Source organism: Streptomyces sp. NPDC052396 (genome assembly GCF_044593195.1).
GTDB lineage: Bacteria > Actinomycetota > Actinomycetes > Streptomycetales > Streptomycetaceae > Streptomyces.
Map to the genome: position 1 here is coordinate 360082 of NZ_JBIUAW010000006.1, position 17650 is coordinate 377731.

Here is a 17650-nt window from a genome sequence, read left to right on the forward strand (position 1 = left end):
TCAGCTCCCGAACAGCGTGCGCAGCGTGTGGCTGAGCACGGGGTAGAAGGCGCCGGCCATCAGCACGACCCAGATGCCGACAACGGACCACAGCATCTGCTTCTGGTAGCGCGGGCCCTTGGACCAGAAGTCCACGGCGATGACACGCAGGCCGTTGAGCGCGTGGAAGAGGATGGCGGCGACGAGGCCGTACTCCATCACATTGACGACGGGTGTCTTGTACGTCGCCACGACCTTGTCGTACGCGTCGGGGGAGACGCGGACGAGAGCGGTGTCGAGGACATGCACGAACAGGAAGAAGAAAATGAGGACGCCGGTGACTCGGTGAGCCACCCAGGACCACATGCCTTCCCGGCCGCGGTACAGCGTTCCAGCCGGCACGGAAAACCCTCCGGGAGCGGATTTGGGGCCTGCCGGCTTCTCTGTCGGTCGGCCCGGCCGGGTACGGTCCACCGGCCCTGGCCATCGTAGCGACGCCTTGTCGGTTCGGTCGCGCGGGGTGTGGCAGCTGTGATCAAACTGGCATGTACGGGTCGCTGACGGTCCGGCGGGTGCCATGCCAGATTCATCCCCTCGGGTTAGGTGACGGGCGGGCGTTCGAGCTAACGCCCGGGGGGTGGCACTACCTTGCCCAGAAATGGGAGGTTTTGTCCGATGGGATTCATGGGATTCACCCGCACCTCGGCCATTCGGGGAACCGTGGCCACCGCCGCCCTGATCACCACCCTGTCCCTGATGGGCTGTCCCGGCGATCAGCACGCCGGTCAGCAGATGCGAGCCGACGGGCGGTCCGCCCCGGCCTCGTCCCCCTCCTCGGCCGCCGCGTCCCCCTCACCGGCGGTGCCCGCGGTGCCGGCCGGGCCGCCGCGTGTCGTCCCCTCGGTACGTTCCTTCGCCGCGCACACCGGGCCGGGCTGGCGGCCCGCGCGCACCGCCCGGGTGGTGGCCGACCCGGGCGGGCCGCTGGCCGCCGAGGCCCGGACCCTGGCCGGCGAGCTGGGACTGACCGCGGCCGCCCCGCCGGCCCGTCCCGGCGACCTGGAGCTGCTGGACCGTCAGGGCCAGCCCACCGAGGGATATGAGCTGTCGGTGCGCGGCGGCCGGGCGGCGATCACCGCCTCCGATCCGGCGGGCGCCTTCTACGGCGGGCGCACCGTGCTGCAGGCGGTGCGCGGTGCGGGCGGGGTGCCGGAGGGAGTGCTGCGGGACGCCCCGGACCGGCCGCAGCGCGGGCTCAACCTGGATATCGCCCGCAAGTTCTTCAGCGCCGACTGGATCGAGGCGCGGCTGCACGAGATGGCCGACCTCAAACTCAACCAGCTGGGTCTGCACTTCTCCGACGACCAGGGCTTCCGCATCGAGAGCCAGAGCCACCCGGAGATCGTCTCCCCACAGCACCTGACCAAGGCCGAGGTACGCCGAATCGTTTCCCTGGCCGGGGAGCTGCACATCACCGTGGTGCCGGAGATCGACTCGCCCGGGCACCTGGGGGCGGTCATCAACGCCCACCCCGACCTTCAGCTGAAGGACGCGCAGGGGGTGGCGTTCCGCGGCGCGGTGGACATCAGCCGGCCGGAGGCGGCGCGCCTGGTGGACGACCTGATGCGGGAGTACGCGCCGCTGTTCCCCGGCCCCTACTGGCACCTGGGCGGCGATGAGTACCGGGCGCTGACCGTTCCCGACCCGGAGGCGTCCTTCCCGGTCCTGGCCGCGGCGGCCCGCCGGCGCTACGGGCCGCAGGCGCGGGTGCAGGACCTGGCCACCGGCTGGCTGTCGGACCGGGCGGCGGTGGCGCGCAGCCTGGGCAAACGGCCCAAGGCATGGAACGACGGCTTCTTCCGGGACGGGGTGGCACCGGTCGACAAGGGCATCGAGGTCGAGTACTGGACCGGCAAGGAGCTGGGGGCCCGGGACCCGGGCGAGTACCTGGCCGGGGGACAGACCGTCGTCAACCTCAATGACGAGTACCTCTATTACGTACTGGGCGAGCCCAATGACTTCCGCTACCCGACCGGGGAGCGGATCTACCGGGAGTGGTCGCCGGCCGTGCTGCGCGGTGACCGGGCGGTGGCCGCCGCCGCCTCCGTCACCGGTCCGGACCGGCTGCCGGGCGGGCGGCTGGCGGTGTGGTGCGACCGGCCCGACGCCCAGACACCGGAGCAGGTCGCCGCGGGCATCCGGCTGCCGCTGGCGGCGGTCGCCCAGCGGCTGTGGGACCCGCGCCCGCCGGAGCTGGGCTGGGCTGACTTCACGGTGCTGGTGGGGCAGGTGGTGCGGCGGGGGTAGGGCGGCCCGTTGTCTTTTCGGGGGCGGGCTGTCGGTGGCTGGTCGCGCCCGCGCGGCGGAGCCGCATGGTGTAGCCGCCCCGCGCCCCTGATGGGGCGCCCCCGAAAGCGCGAAACCGCAGGCCAGCCGGCCGAAGCCGCACGGACGGGCGACAGCCGCTAGCCTCACCGCTGGAAAACCCGTCCCGCGAACGAGGGCCCCGATGAAGATCGAATTCCTGCTGCACAACGCGTACGGAATCGGCGGCACCATCCGCTCGACCGTCAACCTCGCCTCCGCCCTCGCCGACCGGCACGATGTACGCATCGTCAGCGTCAACCGGCCCGTCGACGAGCCGGAGCTGGCCATCGACCCGCGGGTCACCCTGACCCCGCTGGTCGACATGCGCGAGGGCACGGAGGGGGACGAGTTCCAGGCCCCCCTCAACCAGAAGCCCAGCGCGCTCTTCCGCGACGAGCGCATCGACAACGGGCGGATGGCCGCCACCGCCCTCACCGACGAACGGGTCGCCGCCCACCTCGCCGCCACCGACGCCGATGTGGTGATCGCCACCCGGCCCAAGCTCATCGGCTACCTCACCGCCTATGGCAGCGACCGCTATCTGCGCCTGGGGCAGGAGCACCTCACCCATGAGGCCCATGTGGCCGAGCTGCACCAGGTGATGGACCCGGCGATCGCCGCCCTGGACGCCTTCACCACCGTCTCGGAGGCGGACGCCGGGCACTACCGGCAGGCCCTGCCGGACGCCCGGGCCCGCATCCTGGCCATCCCCAACGCCGTGCCGGCACCGGCCGCCGAGCCCTCCGACGGGACGTCGAAGACCATTGTCTCGGCCGGCCGCCTGGTCGGGGTCAAGCGCTACGACCGGCTGATCGCCGCCTTCGCCAAGGTCGCCGCCGAGCGCCCGGACTGGAACCTGCGCATCTACGGCCGCGGCCCGGCCAAGGCCAAGCTGCGCAAGCAGATCGAGAACCTCGGCCTCTATGAGCGGATCACCCTGATGGGCGCCCGCTCGCCGATCGAGACAGAGTGGTCCAAGGGCGCCGTCGCCGCGGTCGCCTCGGACGCCGAGTCCTTTGGGATGACCATCGTGGAGGCCATGCACGCGGGCCTGCCGGTGATCGCCACCGACTGCCCGCACGGCCCCCGCGAGATCATCACCGATGGCACCGACGGCGTCCTGGTGCCGCTGGACGGCGGGGACGCGGTGGACGCCTACGCCCAGGCCCTGCTGAAGCTCACCGGCGACGCCGAGCTGCGGGCCCGCTTGGGCGCCGCCGCCCGTACCGCCGCCCGCCGCTATGAGCCGGACGCCATCGCCCGTGCCTATGAGCGGCTCTTCGAGGAGCTGCGCCCCGGCTGCACCACCGCCAAGCCGGCCAAGGGCGGGCTGCTGCGCGGCCTGTTCGGCGGCCGCCGGCAGCAGTCCGCGGTGCCCGCTCCGCGCAAGCCCGCCGAGGCGGCCCACCCCGAGGCCCGCTGCGCCGTGACGGCCGACGGCTCACTGCTGGTGCGGCTGCGCGCCGAGCAGCTCAGCGCCGCCGACACCCATCTGCTGCTGCGTCACCGGGGCAGCAAGGGCCAGGAGGAGGTCCGGGTTCCGCTGCCGGCCCAGCGCCGGGACGCCTGGGTCGAGGTCCGCCTGGACCGGGCCGCGCACGTCCTGGCCGAGGGGCGCTGGGACAGCTACACCGAGCGCTCCGGCGACAAGACCCGCCGCCGGCTGACCGCCGGCCTGGTGGAGCAGAAGGCGCTGCTGGGGCTGGCGCTGCCGGCCGCCGCCGAGCTCACCGCCTGGGTGCCGTACGAGACCAGCGACGGCTACCTCGCGGTGCGCACCTGGCGCCGCGCGCAGCACGCCGAGGCCACCGGGGTACGGGTCGGTGAGCACGGGCTGACGGTCACCGTCACCGCCCATGGCACCGCGCTGGGCGACGGCGCCGAGCTGATCGCCCGGCTGCGCGGCGCCGATGGCGCGGTGGCCGATGTCCGGGCCGCGCTGGAGGACGGCACCGGCACCCTGCCGTACCCGCCGATGAGCACCCGGCGCGGCGAGGAGCAGGATCTGTGGGACCTGTACATCCGGCCGGCGGCCGGGGCGGCGCTGGTCCGGGTGGGCCGGCTGGGCGGCGACTTCGCCGACCGCAAGGGCATCGACACCTTCCCGGCCGCCACCCGGGGCGAGGTCCGGCTGCGCCCCTACTTCACCGTCACCAACGACCTGACCGTCTCGGTCAAGGACGTCGCCGCGGAGTCCTGACCGGGGCGGATGCCGCAGGACGGAGCCGGACGACAGCCGTGGCCGCCACCCCCCACAGGAGAGGCCACGGCCGCCGTCCGCTGCGTGCCCTGGTGGGGCACACACTTCGTACAGCGCCGGGCGGCCCGGATCCGTCACACCGGACCGGCGGCCAAGGGACCCGTCTGGACGCGGCGGGGGGCGGGCACGTAACGTGCGGGTCCGCACCAGGCTCTCCGGGGGTTTCCAGACGATGAATCCGTGCGGCACCTGCCGCGCCGCCGCCGTCGGTCCGGACGGGCGCTGTGCGGCGTGTGGCGCCCAGCAACAGCGGGCGGCGGTCGCCGCCGCGCCGCCCATGCCGGCCGCCCCGCCCCCGATGCCCGCCGCTCCGCCGATGGGCATGCCGCCGGCCGCGCCGATGGCTGTGCCCATGGGCGGGGCGTATCCGGACGGGATGCCGCTGCCCGGCGTGGACCAGCGGCGGGGCGTACGCACCGCGCTGGATGTGCTGCTGATCGTCAGTGTGCTGGGGCTGCTGCTGCTGGCCGTCGCCCGCTTCCGGCAGTACGGCGTCATCGGCGAGGTCCTGGACCAGTCCCCGGACGTGGGCGATGCCACGGTCAGGCGGGCCCAGGACGCGGACACCTTCTTCGGGACCACCAGCCTGGTCTATGACCTGGCCGGTCTGGCCACCGTGGTGCTGTGGGTCATCTGGTTCCGCCGCACCCGGCTCAACGCGGAGATCTTCGCGCCCGGTTCGCACCGTTTCGGCAGTGGCTGGGCGGTGGGTGCCTGGTTCACCCCGGTGGTCAACCTCTGGTTTCCCAAGCAGCTGGCCAATGACATCTACCGGGCCAGTGCCCCCGGCGGCCCGCAGCGTGCCCCCAAGGGGCTGCTCAACTCCTGGTGGACGGTGTTCCTCTGTGCCTCCCTGAGCAGGACCGCGCTCGCCGCGGTCTACGGTGCGCTGGACGCCAGGATGCGTTACGCCCACGACCGCCACAGCCTGGAGGACTGGGAGCGCGACCTGCGGCTGATGAAGATCTTCAGCGTGCTGGACGCCTTCGCCCTGCTGCTCTACGCGGTCGCCGGGGTGCTGGCGCTGCTGGTGGTACGGCAGTTGACCGCCCTCCAGGAGCAGCGTGCCCAACTCCCGCCCGCCCTGCCGCCGATGGGGGTTCCGCCCTACCCGGCGGGCCCGTACGGTGCCCCGTACGGCAGCCCCTACGGCATGCCGTACGGGCCGGGCGGCGGGCCCGGATCCAACCCCTATGGCCCTGGCCGTGGTTACTGAGGCAAGAGTTCAGCAAGTGGTGCGGTATGTGGACGTGCAGGGGGATGACGCCGAGCTGACGGCTGCCATACAGGCGGCGCAGGACGGGGACGAGACGGCATTCCGTACCGTCTACCGGTCGGTACAGCCCCGGCTGCTCGGCTATGTGCGGACCCTGGTCGGTGACGCCGACGCGGAGGACGTGGCTTCGGAGGCATGGCTGCAGATAGCCCGTGACCTGGAGCGGTTCACCGGGGACGCGGACCGGTTCCGTGGCTGGGCGGCGCGGATCGCCCGCAACCGGGCGCTGGACCATATCCGGATGCGCGGCCGCCGCCCCGCCATCGGCGGTGACGACAGCGAACTCGCCGCCCGCCCGGCCGAGTCCGACACCGCCGACCAGGCCCTGGAGTCGCTGGGCACCGGACGCACGATGGAGCTGATCGCCCGGCTGCCGCAGGACCAGGCGGAGGCGGTGGTGCTGCGGGTGGTGGTCGGGCTGGACGCGGGCAGCGCCGCCGAGATGCTGGGCAAACGCCCGGGCGCGGTGCGCACGGCCGCCCACCGCGGCCTGCGCAGACTGGCCGAACTGATGACCAAGGGAAGTGGGAAGGCCGCGGTGAGCACCGACACCCTCCCCACCCAGGGGATCACCCGGGGCGAGGAAGCCCCGACGGGTGTGACGCGATTGCCTGCGCGGACGCAGAAGGACATGTGATGGCGCACGACCACGAGCACGGCTGGCTGGACGAGGGCAGCGCCGAACGGCTGCTCGCCGGAGACCCCTTGGCCCCCTGCCCGGTGTGCGGCGACTCGGCCCATGGCCAAGGGCGTTGTACGGCGGGCGAATTGGAGGCCGCCCTGAACGCGCTGCGGCCGCCGGCCGTTCTCCCGGACGGCCCGCTGCCCGGCGAGGAGGCCGCGCTGGCCGCGTTCCGCACGGCGCGTGCCGAGCGGTCGGCGCGCTCCGAAGTGCCGGAGCTGTCCGACCAGTTGGGGCATTCCGAACACTTGGCTCGTTCCGAGCGTTCGGATCGTTCCGGACGGGACAAGCACCCGGTATCCGATGAACCTCCCATACCGGGTGAACATCCCCGGCCGGCCGGGCGTGCCGCCGAGGTGGCCGTCCTCCCGGCCCGCCGGCCACGGCTGCGCCGCCCCGCCCGGGTGGCGATGGTGGTGGCGGTGGCGGGCTGTGCGCTCAGCGGAGTGGCGGTGGCCGCGGGCCTGGTCGACCTGCCCGCCGCGCTCGGCGGCTCCGGGCACAAGCCCAGCGCGGGCGTGGCCGTGGAGGATCCCGACCAGGCCTCCGGCAGCCCCGTCCCGCAGGCATCCGGTGCCGTCCCCGGGGACACCCCCTACGGGACCGCCCGCCCGTCGGACCGTCCGTCCCCCGGCCATGGCCGGCCGGGCACCGGCTCCTCCGCCACCCCCGGCGACCGGCCGGCCGGTCCGTCCGCCGGCCCCTCGGCGTCCCCGCGCCGCGAGGACGGCCGGGACACCCCGGCGCCGGAGCCCCGGCCCACCGGGGTCCAGCGGGACTGGCTGGTCCGGATATGCCGCGACTACCTGGGCGCCAACAGCCTGCTCGGCAAGGACGACCAGGCGGTACGGACCCTGTAGCGCACCGCGGGCGGCGCGGACCAGGTGCGCGGCTACTGCCAGGACCTGCTGCGCGGCGAACCCGGCACCCAGGGTTCCCAGGGCTCTCAGGGTTCCCAGGGCGAGGACTCCCAAGGGCAGAACGGCCTGCCCCTGCCGGGAGACCAGGACACCCGGCCCCGCGCCGGACGCCTGCCGGGGCTGCCCGCTGACCAGGGTGTGACACTTTCCGGCGGTGTGGCGCTGTAGTACATGAGGCCGACTGGTCATCGGCCGAGCGTGAGCCGCTGCTCCCCCCCCTGCGAGCGGCTCCGCCCCACGGCGCGGGCAGGACTACATCCCCCAGTCCTGCCCGCGCCCGTATCTCCCGCACCCTCCGGCCCGTCCCCTGACAGCCCCGAGCGGCCGCCGCTACAGTCCGGTGGCCTGGACTGCGGCAGGCGGGAGGCATAAACCCATGACGCACGACACGACGGATGACCCTGACACCACCCGGATCACAGAGTCGGGGTTCCCGGTGAAGCCCGTCTACGGGCCCGAGGACCTGGCCGGCTGGGACCCCGGGGAACGGCTGGGCGAGCCCGGCGGCTACCCCTTCACCCGTGGCGTCCACCCCACCATGTACACCGGGCGGCCCTGGACCATGCGCCAGTACGCGGGCTTCGGAACCGCCGCCGAGTCCAACGCCCGCTACCGGCAGCTGATCGCGCACGGCTCGCACGGCCTGTCGGTGGCCTTCGACCTGCCCACCCAGATGGGATACGACTCCGACGCCCCGCAGGCCCAGGGCGAGGTCGGCAAGGTGGGTGTGGCCATCGACTCCCTGGACGACATGCGGGTGCTCTTCCGGGACATCCCCCTGGACCGGGTGTCCACCTCGATGACCATCAACTCCCCGGCCGCGGTCCTGCTGCTGCTCTACCAGCTGGTCGCCGAGCAACAGGGCGTCGACGCGGCCCAGTTGACCGGCACCGTCCAGAACGATGTACTCAAGGAGTACATCGCACGGGGCACTTATATCTTCCCGCCCGGCCCCACCCTGCGGCTGACCGCCGACATCCTCCGCTACTGCCGCACCGGGATGCCCCGCTGGAACACCATCTCCATCTCCGGCTACCACATGGCCGAGGCCGGCGCCTCGCCCGCCCAGGAGATCGCCTTCACCCTGTCCAATGGGATCGCCTACGTCCGTACCGCGCTGGCCGCCGGGATGGCGGTGGACGAACTGGCGCCCAGGCTCTCCTTCTTCTTCGTCTCCCGCACCACCCTCCTGGAGGAGGTCGCCAAGTTCCGTGCCGCGCGCCGGATCTGGGCCCGGGTGATGCGGGAGGAGTTCGGCGCCCGCGACCCCAAGTCGCAGATGCTGCGCTTCCACACCCAGACCGCGGGCGTCCAGCTCACCGCCCAGCAGCCCGAGGTCAACCTGGTGCGGGTGGCCGTGCAGGGCCTGGCCGCGGTGCTCGGCGGCACCCAGTCGCTGCACACCAACTCCTATGACGAGGCCATCGCGCTGCCCACCGACAAGGCCGCCCGGCTGGCCCTCCGCACCCAGCAGGTGCTCGCCCATGAGACCGATGTCACCGCCACCGTGGACCCCTTCGCCGGCTCCTACGCGGTGGAGTCGCTCACCGACACCGTGGAGGCCGCGGCGCTGGAGCTGATGAACCGGGTCGAGGAACTGGGCGGCGCGGTCGCGGCGATCGAACGCGGCTTCCAGAAGGGCGAGATCGAACGCAACGCATACCGCATCGCCCAGGAGACGGAGAGCGGGGAGCGGGTGGTGGTGGGCGTCAACCGCTACCGGCTGGACGAGGAGGAGCCCTACCAGCCGCTGCGGGTGGACCCCGCCATCGAGTCCCGCCAGCGGCAGCGGCTGGCCGCGCTGCGCGCCGAACGCGACGGCCGGGTGGTGACGGCGGCGCTGGGCGCCCTGCGCGAGGCGGCCTCCGGAACGGACAACGTCCTGCCCCCCATGAAGGAGGCGCTGCGCGCCCGGGCCACGGTGGGCGAGGTATGCGGGGCGCTGCGCGAGGTGTGGGGTTCCTATGAACCCACCGAGACCCTTTGAACCCACCGAGACCTTATGAACCGACCGAGACTCTTTGACACGAGACCCTGTGACGGCGGTCTGCCCCGTTTGCGAAAATGACCGGATGTCGTCTTCGCCGCGCCGCACCTGCCCCGTCTGCTCCCGGGAGATCGCCGTCGTCGGCGGCCGCTACGCCCGTCATGACCCGCCCGGCCGCCGCACCGCCTTCTCCTACGAGCTGATCTCCTGCCCCGGTTCGCGGCGCTCGGCGCCGCTCCTGGCGACGGCTCCCCGGCTCTTCGACCCCGAGGAGCCGCCGATGGACGGCCAGGGCCAGCTGTTCTGACACAGGTCGGCCGACCGATTGGATCTCCACCCCGCCGCTGGTGTAGAACACACCGTCGATCAAACATGATCACGACAATGTTTTTGGCAACGGGGGATTCGACATGCGCTCGACTCGACGATTTGTGAGCACCCTGGTGCTCGTGGCCGCGCTCGGTGGCGGCCTCGCGGCCTGCAATGACGGCAAGAAGGACACTTCGGACTCGGCCTCCTCGTCGAAGCCGGCCGACCACACGGACAAGACGGACAAGAGCGACAAGGGCAAGGACGGCAACGACCCCGACTGCGGAGGTAAGCCGCCGGTCATGCCCGCCGGGCACACCATGATCGCGGTGACGCTGGAGCGGGACGCCTCCAAGGGCTTCGACGCCCAGGTGGCCAAGCCGGTCTGCACGCCCAACGACTGGGCCTACCACGGCGAGGGTGAGGCGAAGCACTACACGCTCGCCGCCGACGTCAAGGCCGAACTCGCCCTGATGGACGGTCCGAACAAGACCAAGCCGGTGAGCAAGGACGACCTGACCTACCACATCGACCAGTGCCACAGTGACGACCACTCGCGGGTGAAGGCGCCCTTCGGCTGCTTCGGCAATGTCTATGACATCACCATGAACGGCAAGGGCGAGATCAAGACGATCAAGGAACTCTGGCACGTCTGACCGGACGGGCGGCGTCCCGGCCCTAGCGGCCCTGGCCCTCGCAGGTCAGGTCATGGGCCGGGCGCGTCCCGCCGATCAGGAACTCGCTGACCGCCCGGTCGCCGCAGGCATTGCCGTTGCCCAGGTAGGCGCCATGGCCGCCGGAGTCCACGGTGACCAGCCGGGCCCGCTTGCCCAAGGCCGCCCGCATCTTCAGCCCGGCGCTGTAAGGGGTCGAGGGATCCCGCAGGTTCTGGATCATCAGCACGTTGGCCGGGCCCCGGCCGTTGATGCGGACGGGCCGGTCGGCGGGCCGGTCCTTCCAGAACGCGCAGGGCGTGATGTTCACCGGCATGCCATGGGTCAGCGGATACCGGACCCGGTCGGCGGCCACGGCCCGGGCGTAGCCGGACACCTCACGCGGCCAGCTGATGTCATTGCAGATGGTCGCGACCATCACGGCCGCCTGGGCGTCCGATGCGGCGACATCCGGGAGCGGCTTGCCCGCCCGCGCGGCCCGGATCAGCTCGCCCAGCCCCTTGAACGACCCGTCCGAGTCCAGGCTCATCTGCAGGGCGTTGCGCAGCTTGTTGCCCTCATTGCCCGGCCGGCGGTCCAGCCGGGCCGCCAGGCCCAGGAACATCGGCCGGACGTCCCGCTCCCGCTGGGCCAGCCCATCGCGCACCGCCCACCGGGCGAAGTCGGGGAAACGGTCCTCCGCCCCCCGCGCCATATTGGCCAGCCAGCCGCGCTCCACCCGGGCGGGATCGGGGTCATTGCTGCTGTCCAGCACCCAGCGGTCGGTGTGCCGCGGGTACTGCTGCGCATACCAGGCCCCTACATACGTCCCGTAGGAGCGCGCCCAGGCAGAGAGCTTGCGCTCGCCCAGCGCCTGCCGCAGCCGCTCGATGTCCCGCACCTCGTTGGCCGTGGACAGCGACCGCAGCAGCGGGCCGCCGTTGCGGGCACAGGCGTCGGCGACGCGCTTGGCCCGGACGACGTTCTCCCCGATCTCCCCGCCCGGCCCCGGCCACCCGCGCAGCACGCTGAGCCGCCGGTCCGCCGGGTCCAGCCGGCAGCTCGCCGGGGCGCTCCCGCCCATGCCGCGTGGATCGAAGGCGACGATGTCATACGCCCCCTTGGTCGCCGCCCGCACCCGCTCGCCCTGCTTGACCAGCATGTCCTTCCCCGCCGACCCCGGCCCGCCGTTGATCATCAGCAGCGTGCCGCGTCTGGCCGCGGGGTGGTCGCTGCGCAGCCGGTAGACGGCGAGGGTGGTGTGCGGCCCCTTCGATGCGCGGTAGTCCAGCGGCACGGACAACTGCCCACACTCCCGCTCCGGCGCGTCCGCACATGCCCGCCAATTCAGCGCGGCCCCGTCCCCCTGCCCCCGGTACTCCGCCCGCGCCGGCCCGGCGACGGTGGTGACGGCCACGGCGGCGGTGGCCAGGGCGAGGAGTGCGGCGCGGCTGTTCCGGCGGCTCTGGTTGCCAAGTGTCATGCGGTACAGGATTGTTGGCGTGGGGTGCCCGTGCCCATCCGGTCAGCTGGTGGGCGGGGGTGGGGCTAACCCCCCGGGGTGTCAGAGGCCGTACGGGTACACCTCGACGCTCGATCCGCATGGCCTACTGCCAGGGAATCGTGAGCCAAGGGCTCTGCGGATCGCTCATCAGCAACCGGTGCGCCTCCAGTACGTCTTGGTACCAGTTGCCGAACTCCTCGTCGTCGAAGTGCAGGCAGCGGCCCAGGATGTAGCCCGCCGAGAAGTCCGCCCAGGAGTGGTAGTCCCGCTGGGCGGCCCGGCCGGCCTCGATGACCGCGTGTTCTGCCTCCGGCAGGTCGCAGAAGCGGGCGCCGAGGCCCCAGCGGGCCATGGCGGAGGCGCGGCCGTAGTCCCAGGACAGGACGGAACGCACCTGTTTGTGCTCGCCGAGCAGGCCGTCGGCGCGGAATCTGGCCTCGTAGCGGGTGATGCGGCCGATGAGCTGGCCCACCCGGCGGATCTCCGCCTCCAGGGCGGCCTCCGACCGGTTCTCCGCGGCTTCGGCCTGGCGCCGCATCACCCGGCCGGTCACCTCGCGCCAGTGCGCGGGTTCGATGGGCCCGCCGTACTCGCGGGACAGCGCCTGTCTGATCTCCAGCACAAACTCCCAGATGCCGCCCGCCATATCGGCGTTGAGGAGCCGGGTCAGGGTGCTCTTCCAGTCGGCGCGGGAAGTGACGCCCCACCATTTCTCCAGCAACCGGCGTTCGCCGGTGAAGCCGCTCCCGTGGTAACCCATGGAGTTCCAGAGGAGGTTGTTGTTGACGAGCAGCAGGGCGCCGCAGGCCAGGCCGCGTGCCACCGGGCCCTGCAGCGGCCCGCCCACCCACAGCGTCCGCAGGGAGCGCGGCGGTTCCTCGGGGGCGCGGCGGGCATGCTCGGCCCACTGCGCCCGGTGGCCGGGCGTCGCGGGGAAGAGGGCCTCGCAGGGAGTGCCCGGGTTGATGGCAAGCCAGGGGACGGACTCCGTCCAGTGGCCGGCGAGCGAGCCCAGTGAGGTGCGGTAGAAGACGGGGTCGGGTGCCGGGGCCGGCAGCATGCCATGGGTCAGGTACACATGACCGGTGGCCCGTACCTGGGGGAGCAGGGAGACGGTGTCGACGACCCGGCCCGGATTGGCTTCGGCGAAGGCCCGGGACATGGGGTGGAAGAGGTCGGCGCTCGCCAGAATGCGCCAGTAGGCGTCCCAGTCCCCCCGCCACTTCGCCTCGTACAGCCCCCGCTCCACCTCGGTCGGCGCCTGCCAGGCCGGCGGCTCGGTCGGCGGGGGCGGTGCCGGTGCTGCTGCGGCGGGTGCGGGCCGGTTCCAGATAGCCATGAGCGTGCACTGTACAGACAGCTGCCGAGGGGCAAGAGTCGAAGGGCGACGGGTCGGCAGAGGAGGAGCGCATGACGGGGTTCGCGGCCCAGGGCCAGGGAGTCGGCGGGGCGGCCCAGTTGGTGGCGGAGCTGGCCGAAGGCCGGGTCACCGCCCGGGAGCTGACGGAGCGTTCGCTGCGGCGGATCGAGGAGACCCAGGGCACGCTCAACGCCTTCCGCCGGATGCGGGCCGAGGCCGCGCTGCGGGAGGCGGCGGAGGCCGACCGGCGGCTGGCGGCGGGGGAGCGGGCAGCGCTGCTGGGCGTGCCGGTGGCGGTGAAGGACGACATGGACGTGGCCGGGGAGCCCACCGGGTTCGGGTGCCCCGGGGAGTTCCCGCCCAAGCGGGCCGACAGCGAGGTGGTGCGCCGGCTGCGGGCCGCCGGAGCTGTGATCGTCGGGAAGACCAATACCCCGGAGGCCGGCCAGTGGCCGGTCACCGAGGGGGCCGCCTTCGGGATCACCCGCAACCCATGGAATCCGGCGCACTCGCCGGGCGGCTCCTCGGGCGGGGCCGCCACGGCGGTCGCGGCAGGGCTGGTGCCGCTGGCGCTGGGCTCGGACGGGGCGGGATCGGTGCGCATACCGGCCGCCTGGACCCATCTGGTGGGGATCAAGCCACAGCGGGGGCGGATCTCCTGCCGGCCGGAGGCGGAGACCTTCCGGGGCCTGGTCTGCTACGGGCCGCTGGCCCGTACCGTCGCGGACGCGGCGCTGCTGCTGGAGGCGGTGAGCGGCGCACACCCCGGCGACCGGCACCGGCCGCCCGCCATCAGACCGGTGGACGCCGCCCGGCAGGAGCCCCGGCGGCTGCGCATCGCGCTGTCCTTCCGGCCGGCCTTCGCCGCGGTGCGGCACTGGCTGGACCCGGAGGTGCGCGCGGCCACCGTGCGCACCGCGGAGCGGCTGGCGGCGCTGGGCCATGAGGTGATCGAGGAGGACCCGCGCTACGGGCAGGTCGGACTGGCCTTTCTGCCGCGCTCGATGGCGGGCATCCGCGTCTGGTCCCGGCGGGTCCCCGACCGGGCCGCGCTGGATCCGCGCACCCGGCGGAACGCCCTGGCCGGACTGGTGCTGGGCGGCGGGGCGCTGGCCGCCTCGCGGGCCGCCGAGGGGCCGCTGCGGCAGCGGGTGGGGGAACTGTTCGGCCGGTTCGATGTGGTGCTCACCCCCACCACCGCGGTGCCCCCGCTGCGCACCGGGGCGCTGGACGGACTGTCCGGACGGGCCACCAACTCCCTGACCACCGCCTCCTGTCCATACGCCTGGCCGTGGAATGTGCTGGGCTGGCCGGCCATGAGCGTGCCCGCCGGGTTTGTGGACGGGCTGCCGGTGGGCGCCCAGCTGCTGGGCCCGGCCAACAGTGAGCCACTGCTGATCTCGCTGGCCGCCCAACTGGAGGCGGACCAGCGCTGGTTCGAGCGGTGGCCGGCGAACGTGCCGGAGTGAAGGCGCCGTTATGGACCATGCGGAGCTCTACGGGGCCAGGATGTCCAGCTCCGCCATCGCCCCGGTGGCGATCCGCCGGGTCAACTCCTCGGCCCGCGCGGCATCGTGTTCACGCACCGCCTCCGCGACCCGGACATGCAGGGTGACGGCGGCCGGGTCCGGGTCGGTGAACATCACCTGGTGCCGGGTGCGCCCGGTGAGCACGGCCTCCACCACATCGCTGAGCCGGGCGAACATCTCATTGCCGGAGGCGCGCAGCACCGTGCGGTGAAAGGCGATGTCGTGCTGGAGGTACGCCTCCAGCTGCTGGCCGCGTGAGGTGGCCACCATGCCCAGCGCATGCTCGGTGAGCTCGGCGCACTGCCCGGGAGTGGCCTGCCGGGCGGCCAGGCCGGCCGCCACCGGCTCCACGGCCAGCCGCAGCACGGTCAGCGAACGCAGCTGGCGGGGCCGGTCCGCACCGGCCAGCCGCCAGCGGATGACCCGGGGGTCATAGACGTTCCACTCCTCGGTGGGCAGCACGGTCACCCCCACCCGGCGGCGCGAGGCGACCAGGTGCATGGACTCCAGGACACGTATCACCTCGCGCACCACGGTGCGGGACACCTCGAAGCGCTGCTCCAGCTCCTCGGTGCGCAGCACGCTGCCCGGCGGGTGCTCCCCACTGGTGATCGCGGGTCCGAGGGACTCCAGCACGCGGGTGTGCGACCCCTGCCCCTGGTTTTCCATGCACTCAGCGTAAGGGGCGACCGGCCACGCCATTAAGTATGACGTTTCCATCACGAGGGCTTGAATAAGTCATACCCAATGGGTTTCAGTGGGGCGGCGGGTTCGGCGTCGAGGGCGACGCCGTCGTCAGACAGCGAGGTACCTGATGAACAGCCGTCCGGTCGTGGTGGTCATGGGCGTCGCCGGTACGGGCAAGACCACGGTCGGCCCGCTGGTGGCCCAGGCCCTGGGCGTGCCCTATGCCGAGGGCGACGACTTCCACCCCCCGGCCAATATCGCCAAGATGTCGGCCGGGGTGCCGCTGGACGATGCCGACCGGGCCCCCTGGCTGGACGCGGTGGGCGCCTGGGCCGCCGCCCGCTCGGGCCGGGGTGGTGTGGTCAGCTGCTCCGCGCTCAAGCGCGCCTACCGCGACCGGCTGCGCGCCGCCGCACCCGGCGTTGTCTTCCTCCACCTCACCGGCGACCGCGAGTTGATCGCCGGCCGGATGGCGGCCCGCACCGGCCACTTCATGACCACCCGGCTGCTGGATTCCCAGTTCGCCACCCTGGAACCGCTCCAGGCCGACGAGGCCGGCGTCGTGGTGGACATCACGCCCGCGGCGGCCGTCATCGCCGAGCGGGCGACCGCCGCACTGCGGCGGTTGTAGACCGCACTTCCTCCCCCAACTCCCTTCCCTAGGAAGCCCCGTGAGCACTCTCAGCGTCGAGATGCCGGCCGCGGCCCCCGCCGGACCGATCACTTCGGCGGGTCACGCACAGCTGGGCATCGCCGTACTCGTCGGCATCGCCGTCATCGTTCTCCTCATCACCCGCCTCAAACTGCATGCCTTCCTGTCGCTGACCATCGGGTCGCTGGTGCTCGGCGCCGTCGCCGGGGCGCCGATGGACAAGGTGATCACCAGCTTCAGCAGCGGTCTGGGCGCCACCGTGGCCGGCGTGGGCGTGCTGATCGCCCTTGGCTCGATCCTGGGCAAGCTGCTGGCCGACTCCGGCGGTGCCGATCAGATCGTGGACACCACCCTGGCCAGGGCCGGCGGCCGGGCCATGCCCTGGGCCATGGTGCTGATCGCGGGTGTGATCGGTCTGCCGCTGTTCTTCGAGGTCGGGATCGTGCTGCTGATCCCGGTGGTGCTGCTGGTGGCCAAGCGCGGCAACCACTCGCTGATGCGCATCGGCATTCCGGCGCTGGCCGGACTGTCGGTGATGCACGGCCTGGTGCCCCCGCACCCCGGCCCGCTGGCGGCCATCGACGCCATTGGCGCCAACCTCGGGGTGACGCTGGCGCTGGGCGTGCTGATCGCGGTGCCCACCGCGGTGATCGCCGGACCGCTGTTCTCCAGGGTGGCCGCCCGCTGGGTGGAGGTGGCCCCGCCCGAGCGGCTCACCCCACAGCGCCCCTCCGAAGAGCTCCGGCGCCGCCCCGGCTTCGCCGCCACGGTGGGCACGGTCCTGCTGCCGGTGCTGCTGATGCTGGTCAAGGCGCTGGTGGAGGTGGTGGTGGACAACCCCAAGGACCACCTCCAGCGGATCGCCGATGTCATCGGCTCACCGCTGATCGCCCTGCTGGCCGCCGTGCTGGTGGGCATGTTCACCCTGGGCCGGGCGGCCGGCTTCGGCCGGGAACGGCTGACCGCCACGGTGGAGAAGGCCCTGATACCCATCGCCGGGATCCTGCTGATCGTCGGCGCGGGCGGCGGCTTCAAGCAGACTCTGATCGACGTCGGCGTGGGGCAGATGATCCTGGAGGTCTCCAAGGACTGGTCGGTCTCCGCACTGCTGCTGGGCTGGCTGATCGCGGTGACCATCCGGCTGGCCACCGGCTCGGCCACGGTGGCCACCATCTCCGCCGCCGGCCTGGTCGCGCCGCTGGCGGCGGGGATGAGCACCACCCACACCGCACTCCTGGTCCTGGCCGTGGGCGCCGGGTCGCTGTTCTTCAGCCATGTCAACGACGCCGGCTTCTGGATGGTGAAGGAATATTTCGGGATGGATGTGGGGCAGACGCTGCGGACCTGGTCGCTGATGGAGACGGTGATCTCGGTGACCGGGCTGGGGTTTGTGATGCTGCTGTCGCTGGTGTTGTAGGGCGGCGTCCGCCAGGGGCGCGGGGCCGCTGTTTTCAGCGGCTCCGCCGCGCGGGCGCGACCGGCCAA

The 17650-nt window shown here is 72.6% G+C and carries 16 protein-coding genes; 12 read left to right on the forward strand and 4 right to left on the reverse strand.

All coding sequences use genetic code 11. The features are described 5' to 3' along the window. Complete coding sequence (gene sdhC, locus ACIHFE_RS18335) at positions 1–381, reverse strand: succinate dehydrogenase, cytochrome b556 subunit (RefSeq protein ID WP_400107696.1); 381 nt, start codon at positions 379–381, stop codon at positions 1–3. Positions 382–663: 282 nt separating this feature from the next. On the opposite strand from sdhC, the gene ACIHFE_RS18340 reads away from it, so the two are divergent. The 9 genes from ACIHFE_RS18340 (at position 664) to ACIHFE_RS18380 (ending at position 10436) form a co-directional block, all read left to right on the forward strand. Beyond that, entirely contained in the window at positions 664–2286 is a 1623-nt protein-coding gene (locus ACIHFE_RS18340) for a glycoside hydrolase family 20 protein (RefSeq protein WP_400107698.1), read from the forward strand. 202 nt (positions 2287–2488) lie between these two features. Then, positions 2489–4546, forward strand: coding sequence for a glycosyltransferase (locus ACIHFE_RS18345; protein ID WP_400107700.1), 2058 nt, complete (start codon positions 2489–2491; stop codon positions 4544–4546). Between the two features lie 232 nt (positions 4547–4778). Next, a complete protein-coding gene (locus ACIHFE_RS18350; RefSeq protein ID WP_400107702.1) occupies positions 4779–5822 on the forward strand; it encodes a DUF4328 domain-containing protein in 1044 nt (347 codons plus the stop codon). 34 nt (positions 5823–5856) lie between these two features. Continuing rightward, positions 5857–6519 carry an RNA polymerase sigma factor gene (locus tag ACIHFE_RS18355; RefSeq protein ID WP_400108030.1) on the forward strand — a complete coding sequence of 221 codons (663 nt, stop codon included), beginning with the start codon at positions 5857–5859 and terminating at the stop codon, positions 6517–6519. Continuing rightward, on the forward strand, positions 6519–7424 hold the full coding sequence (locus ACIHFE_RS18360; RefSeq protein WP_400107704.1) for a hypothetical protein: 906 nt from the start codon (positions 6519–6521) through the stop codon (positions 7422–7424). The genes ACIHFE_RS18355 and ACIHFE_RS18360 overlap by 1 nt, the downstream gene beginning before the upstream one ends. A 24-nt stretch (positions 7425–7448) precedes the next feature. Continuing rightward, positions 7449–7652 (forward strand): hypothetical protein, encoded by a 204-nt coding sequence (locus ACIHFE_RS18365; RefSeq protein WP_400107706.1) that lies wholly within the window; start codon positions 7449–7451, stop codon positions 7650–7652. A 208-nt stretch (positions 7653–7860) separates the two neighbouring features. Further along, entirely contained in the window at positions 7861–9471 is a 1611-nt protein-coding gene (locus tag ACIHFE_RS18370; protein ID WP_400107708.1) for a methylmalonyl-CoA mutase, read from the forward strand. An 85-nt stretch (positions 9472–9556) separates the two neighbouring features. Next, positions 9557–9778: a hypothetical protein gene (locus tag ACIHFE_RS18375; protein WP_400107710.1), complete on the forward strand. Its 222-nt coding sequence runs from the start codon at positions 9557–9559 to the stop codon at positions 9776–9778. Positions 9779–9881: 103 nt separating this feature from the next. After that, positions 9882–10436 carry a hypothetical protein gene (locus tag ACIHFE_RS18380; protein ID WP_400107712.1) on the forward strand — a complete coding sequence of 185 codons (555 nt, stop codon included), beginning with the start codon at positions 9882–9884 and terminating at the stop codon, positions 10434–10436. Between the two features lie 22 nt (positions 10437–10458). Here the strand turns inward: ACIHFE_RS18380 and ACIHFE_RS18385 are convergent, their stop codons facing one another. Both ACIHFE_RS18385 and ACIHFE_RS18390 read right to left on the reverse strand, forming a co-directional pair. After that, positions 10459–11916, reverse strand: coding sequence for an alpha/beta hydrolase (locus ACIHFE_RS18385; protein ID WP_400107714.1), 1458 nt, complete (start codon positions 11914–11916; stop codon positions 10459–10461). A 124-nt stretch (positions 11917–12040) separates the two neighbouring features. Then, entirely contained in the window at positions 12041–13276 is a 1236-nt protein-coding gene (locus ACIHFE_RS18390) for a DUF1266 domain-containing protein (RefSeq protein WP_400107716.1), read from the reverse strand. 71 nt (positions 13277–13347) lie between these two features. Here ACIHFE_RS18390 and ACIHFE_RS18395 point away from each other — a divergent pair, with 71 nt between their 5' ends. After that, on the forward strand, positions 13348–14766 hold the full coding sequence (locus tag ACIHFE_RS18395) for an amidase (protein ID WP_400107718.1): 1419 nt from the start codon (positions 13348–13350) through the stop codon (positions 14764–14766). 27 nt (positions 14767–14793) lie between these two features. On the opposite strand, the gene ACIHFE_RS18400 is transcribed toward ACIHFE_RS18395, so the two are convergent. Further along, positions 14794–15495 (reverse strand): FadR/GntR family transcriptional regulator, encoded by a 702-nt coding sequence (locus ACIHFE_RS18400; protein ID WP_400107720.1) that lies wholly within the window; start codon positions 15493–15495, stop codon positions 14794–14796. Positions 15496–15640: 145 nt separating this feature from the next. Here ACIHFE_RS18400 and ACIHFE_RS18405 point away from each other — a divergent pair, with 145 nt between their 5' ends. After that, positions 15641–16144: a gluconokinase gene (locus ACIHFE_RS18405; RefSeq protein WP_400107722.1), complete on the forward strand. Its 504-nt coding sequence runs from the start codon at positions 15641–15643 to the stop codon at positions 16142–16144. 40 nt (positions 16145–16184) lie between these two features. Continuing rightward, entirely contained in the window at positions 16185–17582 is a 1398-nt protein-coding gene (locus tag ACIHFE_RS18410; protein WP_400107724.1) for a gluconate:H+ symporter, read from the forward strand. Positions 17583–17650 lie beyond the last annotated feature (68 nt).

Bases quoted from the DNA above. Each gene is read 5' to 3' on its own strand.
- ACIHFE_RS18340 (WP_400107698.1), top strand. From the start codon at position 664: ATGGGATTCACCCGCACCTCGGCCATTCGGGGAACCGTGGCCACCGCC.
- ACIHFE_RS18345 (WP_400107700.1), top strand. From the start codon at position 2,489: ATGAAGATCGAATTCCTGCTGCACAACGCGTACGGAATCGGCGGCACC.
- ACIHFE_RS18350 (WP_400107702.1), top strand. From the start codon at position 4,779: ATGAATCCGTGCGGCACCTGCCGCGCCGCCGCCGTCGGTCCGGACGGG.
- ACIHFE_RS18360 (WP_400107704.1), top strand. From the start codon at position 6,519: ATGGCGCACGACCACGAGCACGGCTGGCTGGACGAGGGCAGCGCCGAA.
- ACIHFE_RS18370 (WP_400107708.1), top strand. From the start codon at position 7,861: ATGACGCACGACACGACGGATGACCCTGACACCACCCGGATCACAGAG.
- ACIHFE_RS18375 (WP_400107710.1), top strand. From the start codon at position 9,557: ATGTCGTCTTCGCCGCGCCGCACCTGCCCCGTCTGCTCCCGGGAGATC.
- ACIHFE_RS18380 (WP_400107712.1), top strand. From the start codon at position 9,882: ATGCGCTCGACTCGACGATTTGTGAGCACCCTGGTGCTCGTGGCCGCG.
- ACIHFE_RS18385 (WP_400107714.1), bottom strand. From the start codon at position 11,916: ATGACACTTGGCAACCAGAGCCGCCGGAACAGCCGCGCCGCACTCCTC.
- ACIHFE_RS18390 (WP_400107716.1), bottom strand. From the start codon at position 13,276: ATGGCTATCTGGAACCGGCCCGCACCCGCCGCAGCAGCACCGGCACCG.
- ACIHFE_RS18395 (WP_400107718.1), top strand. From the start codon at position 13,348: ATGACGGGGTTCGCGGCCCAGGGCCAGGGAGTCGGCGGGGCGGCCCAG.
- ACIHFE_RS18400 (WP_400107720.1), bottom strand. From the start codon at position 15,495: ATGGAAAACCAGGGGCAGGGGTCGCACACCCGCGTGCTGGAGTCCCTC.
- ACIHFE_RS18405 (WP_400107722.1), top strand. From the start codon at position 15,641: ATGAACAGCCGTCCGGTCGTGGTGGTCATGGGCGTCGCCGGTACGGGC.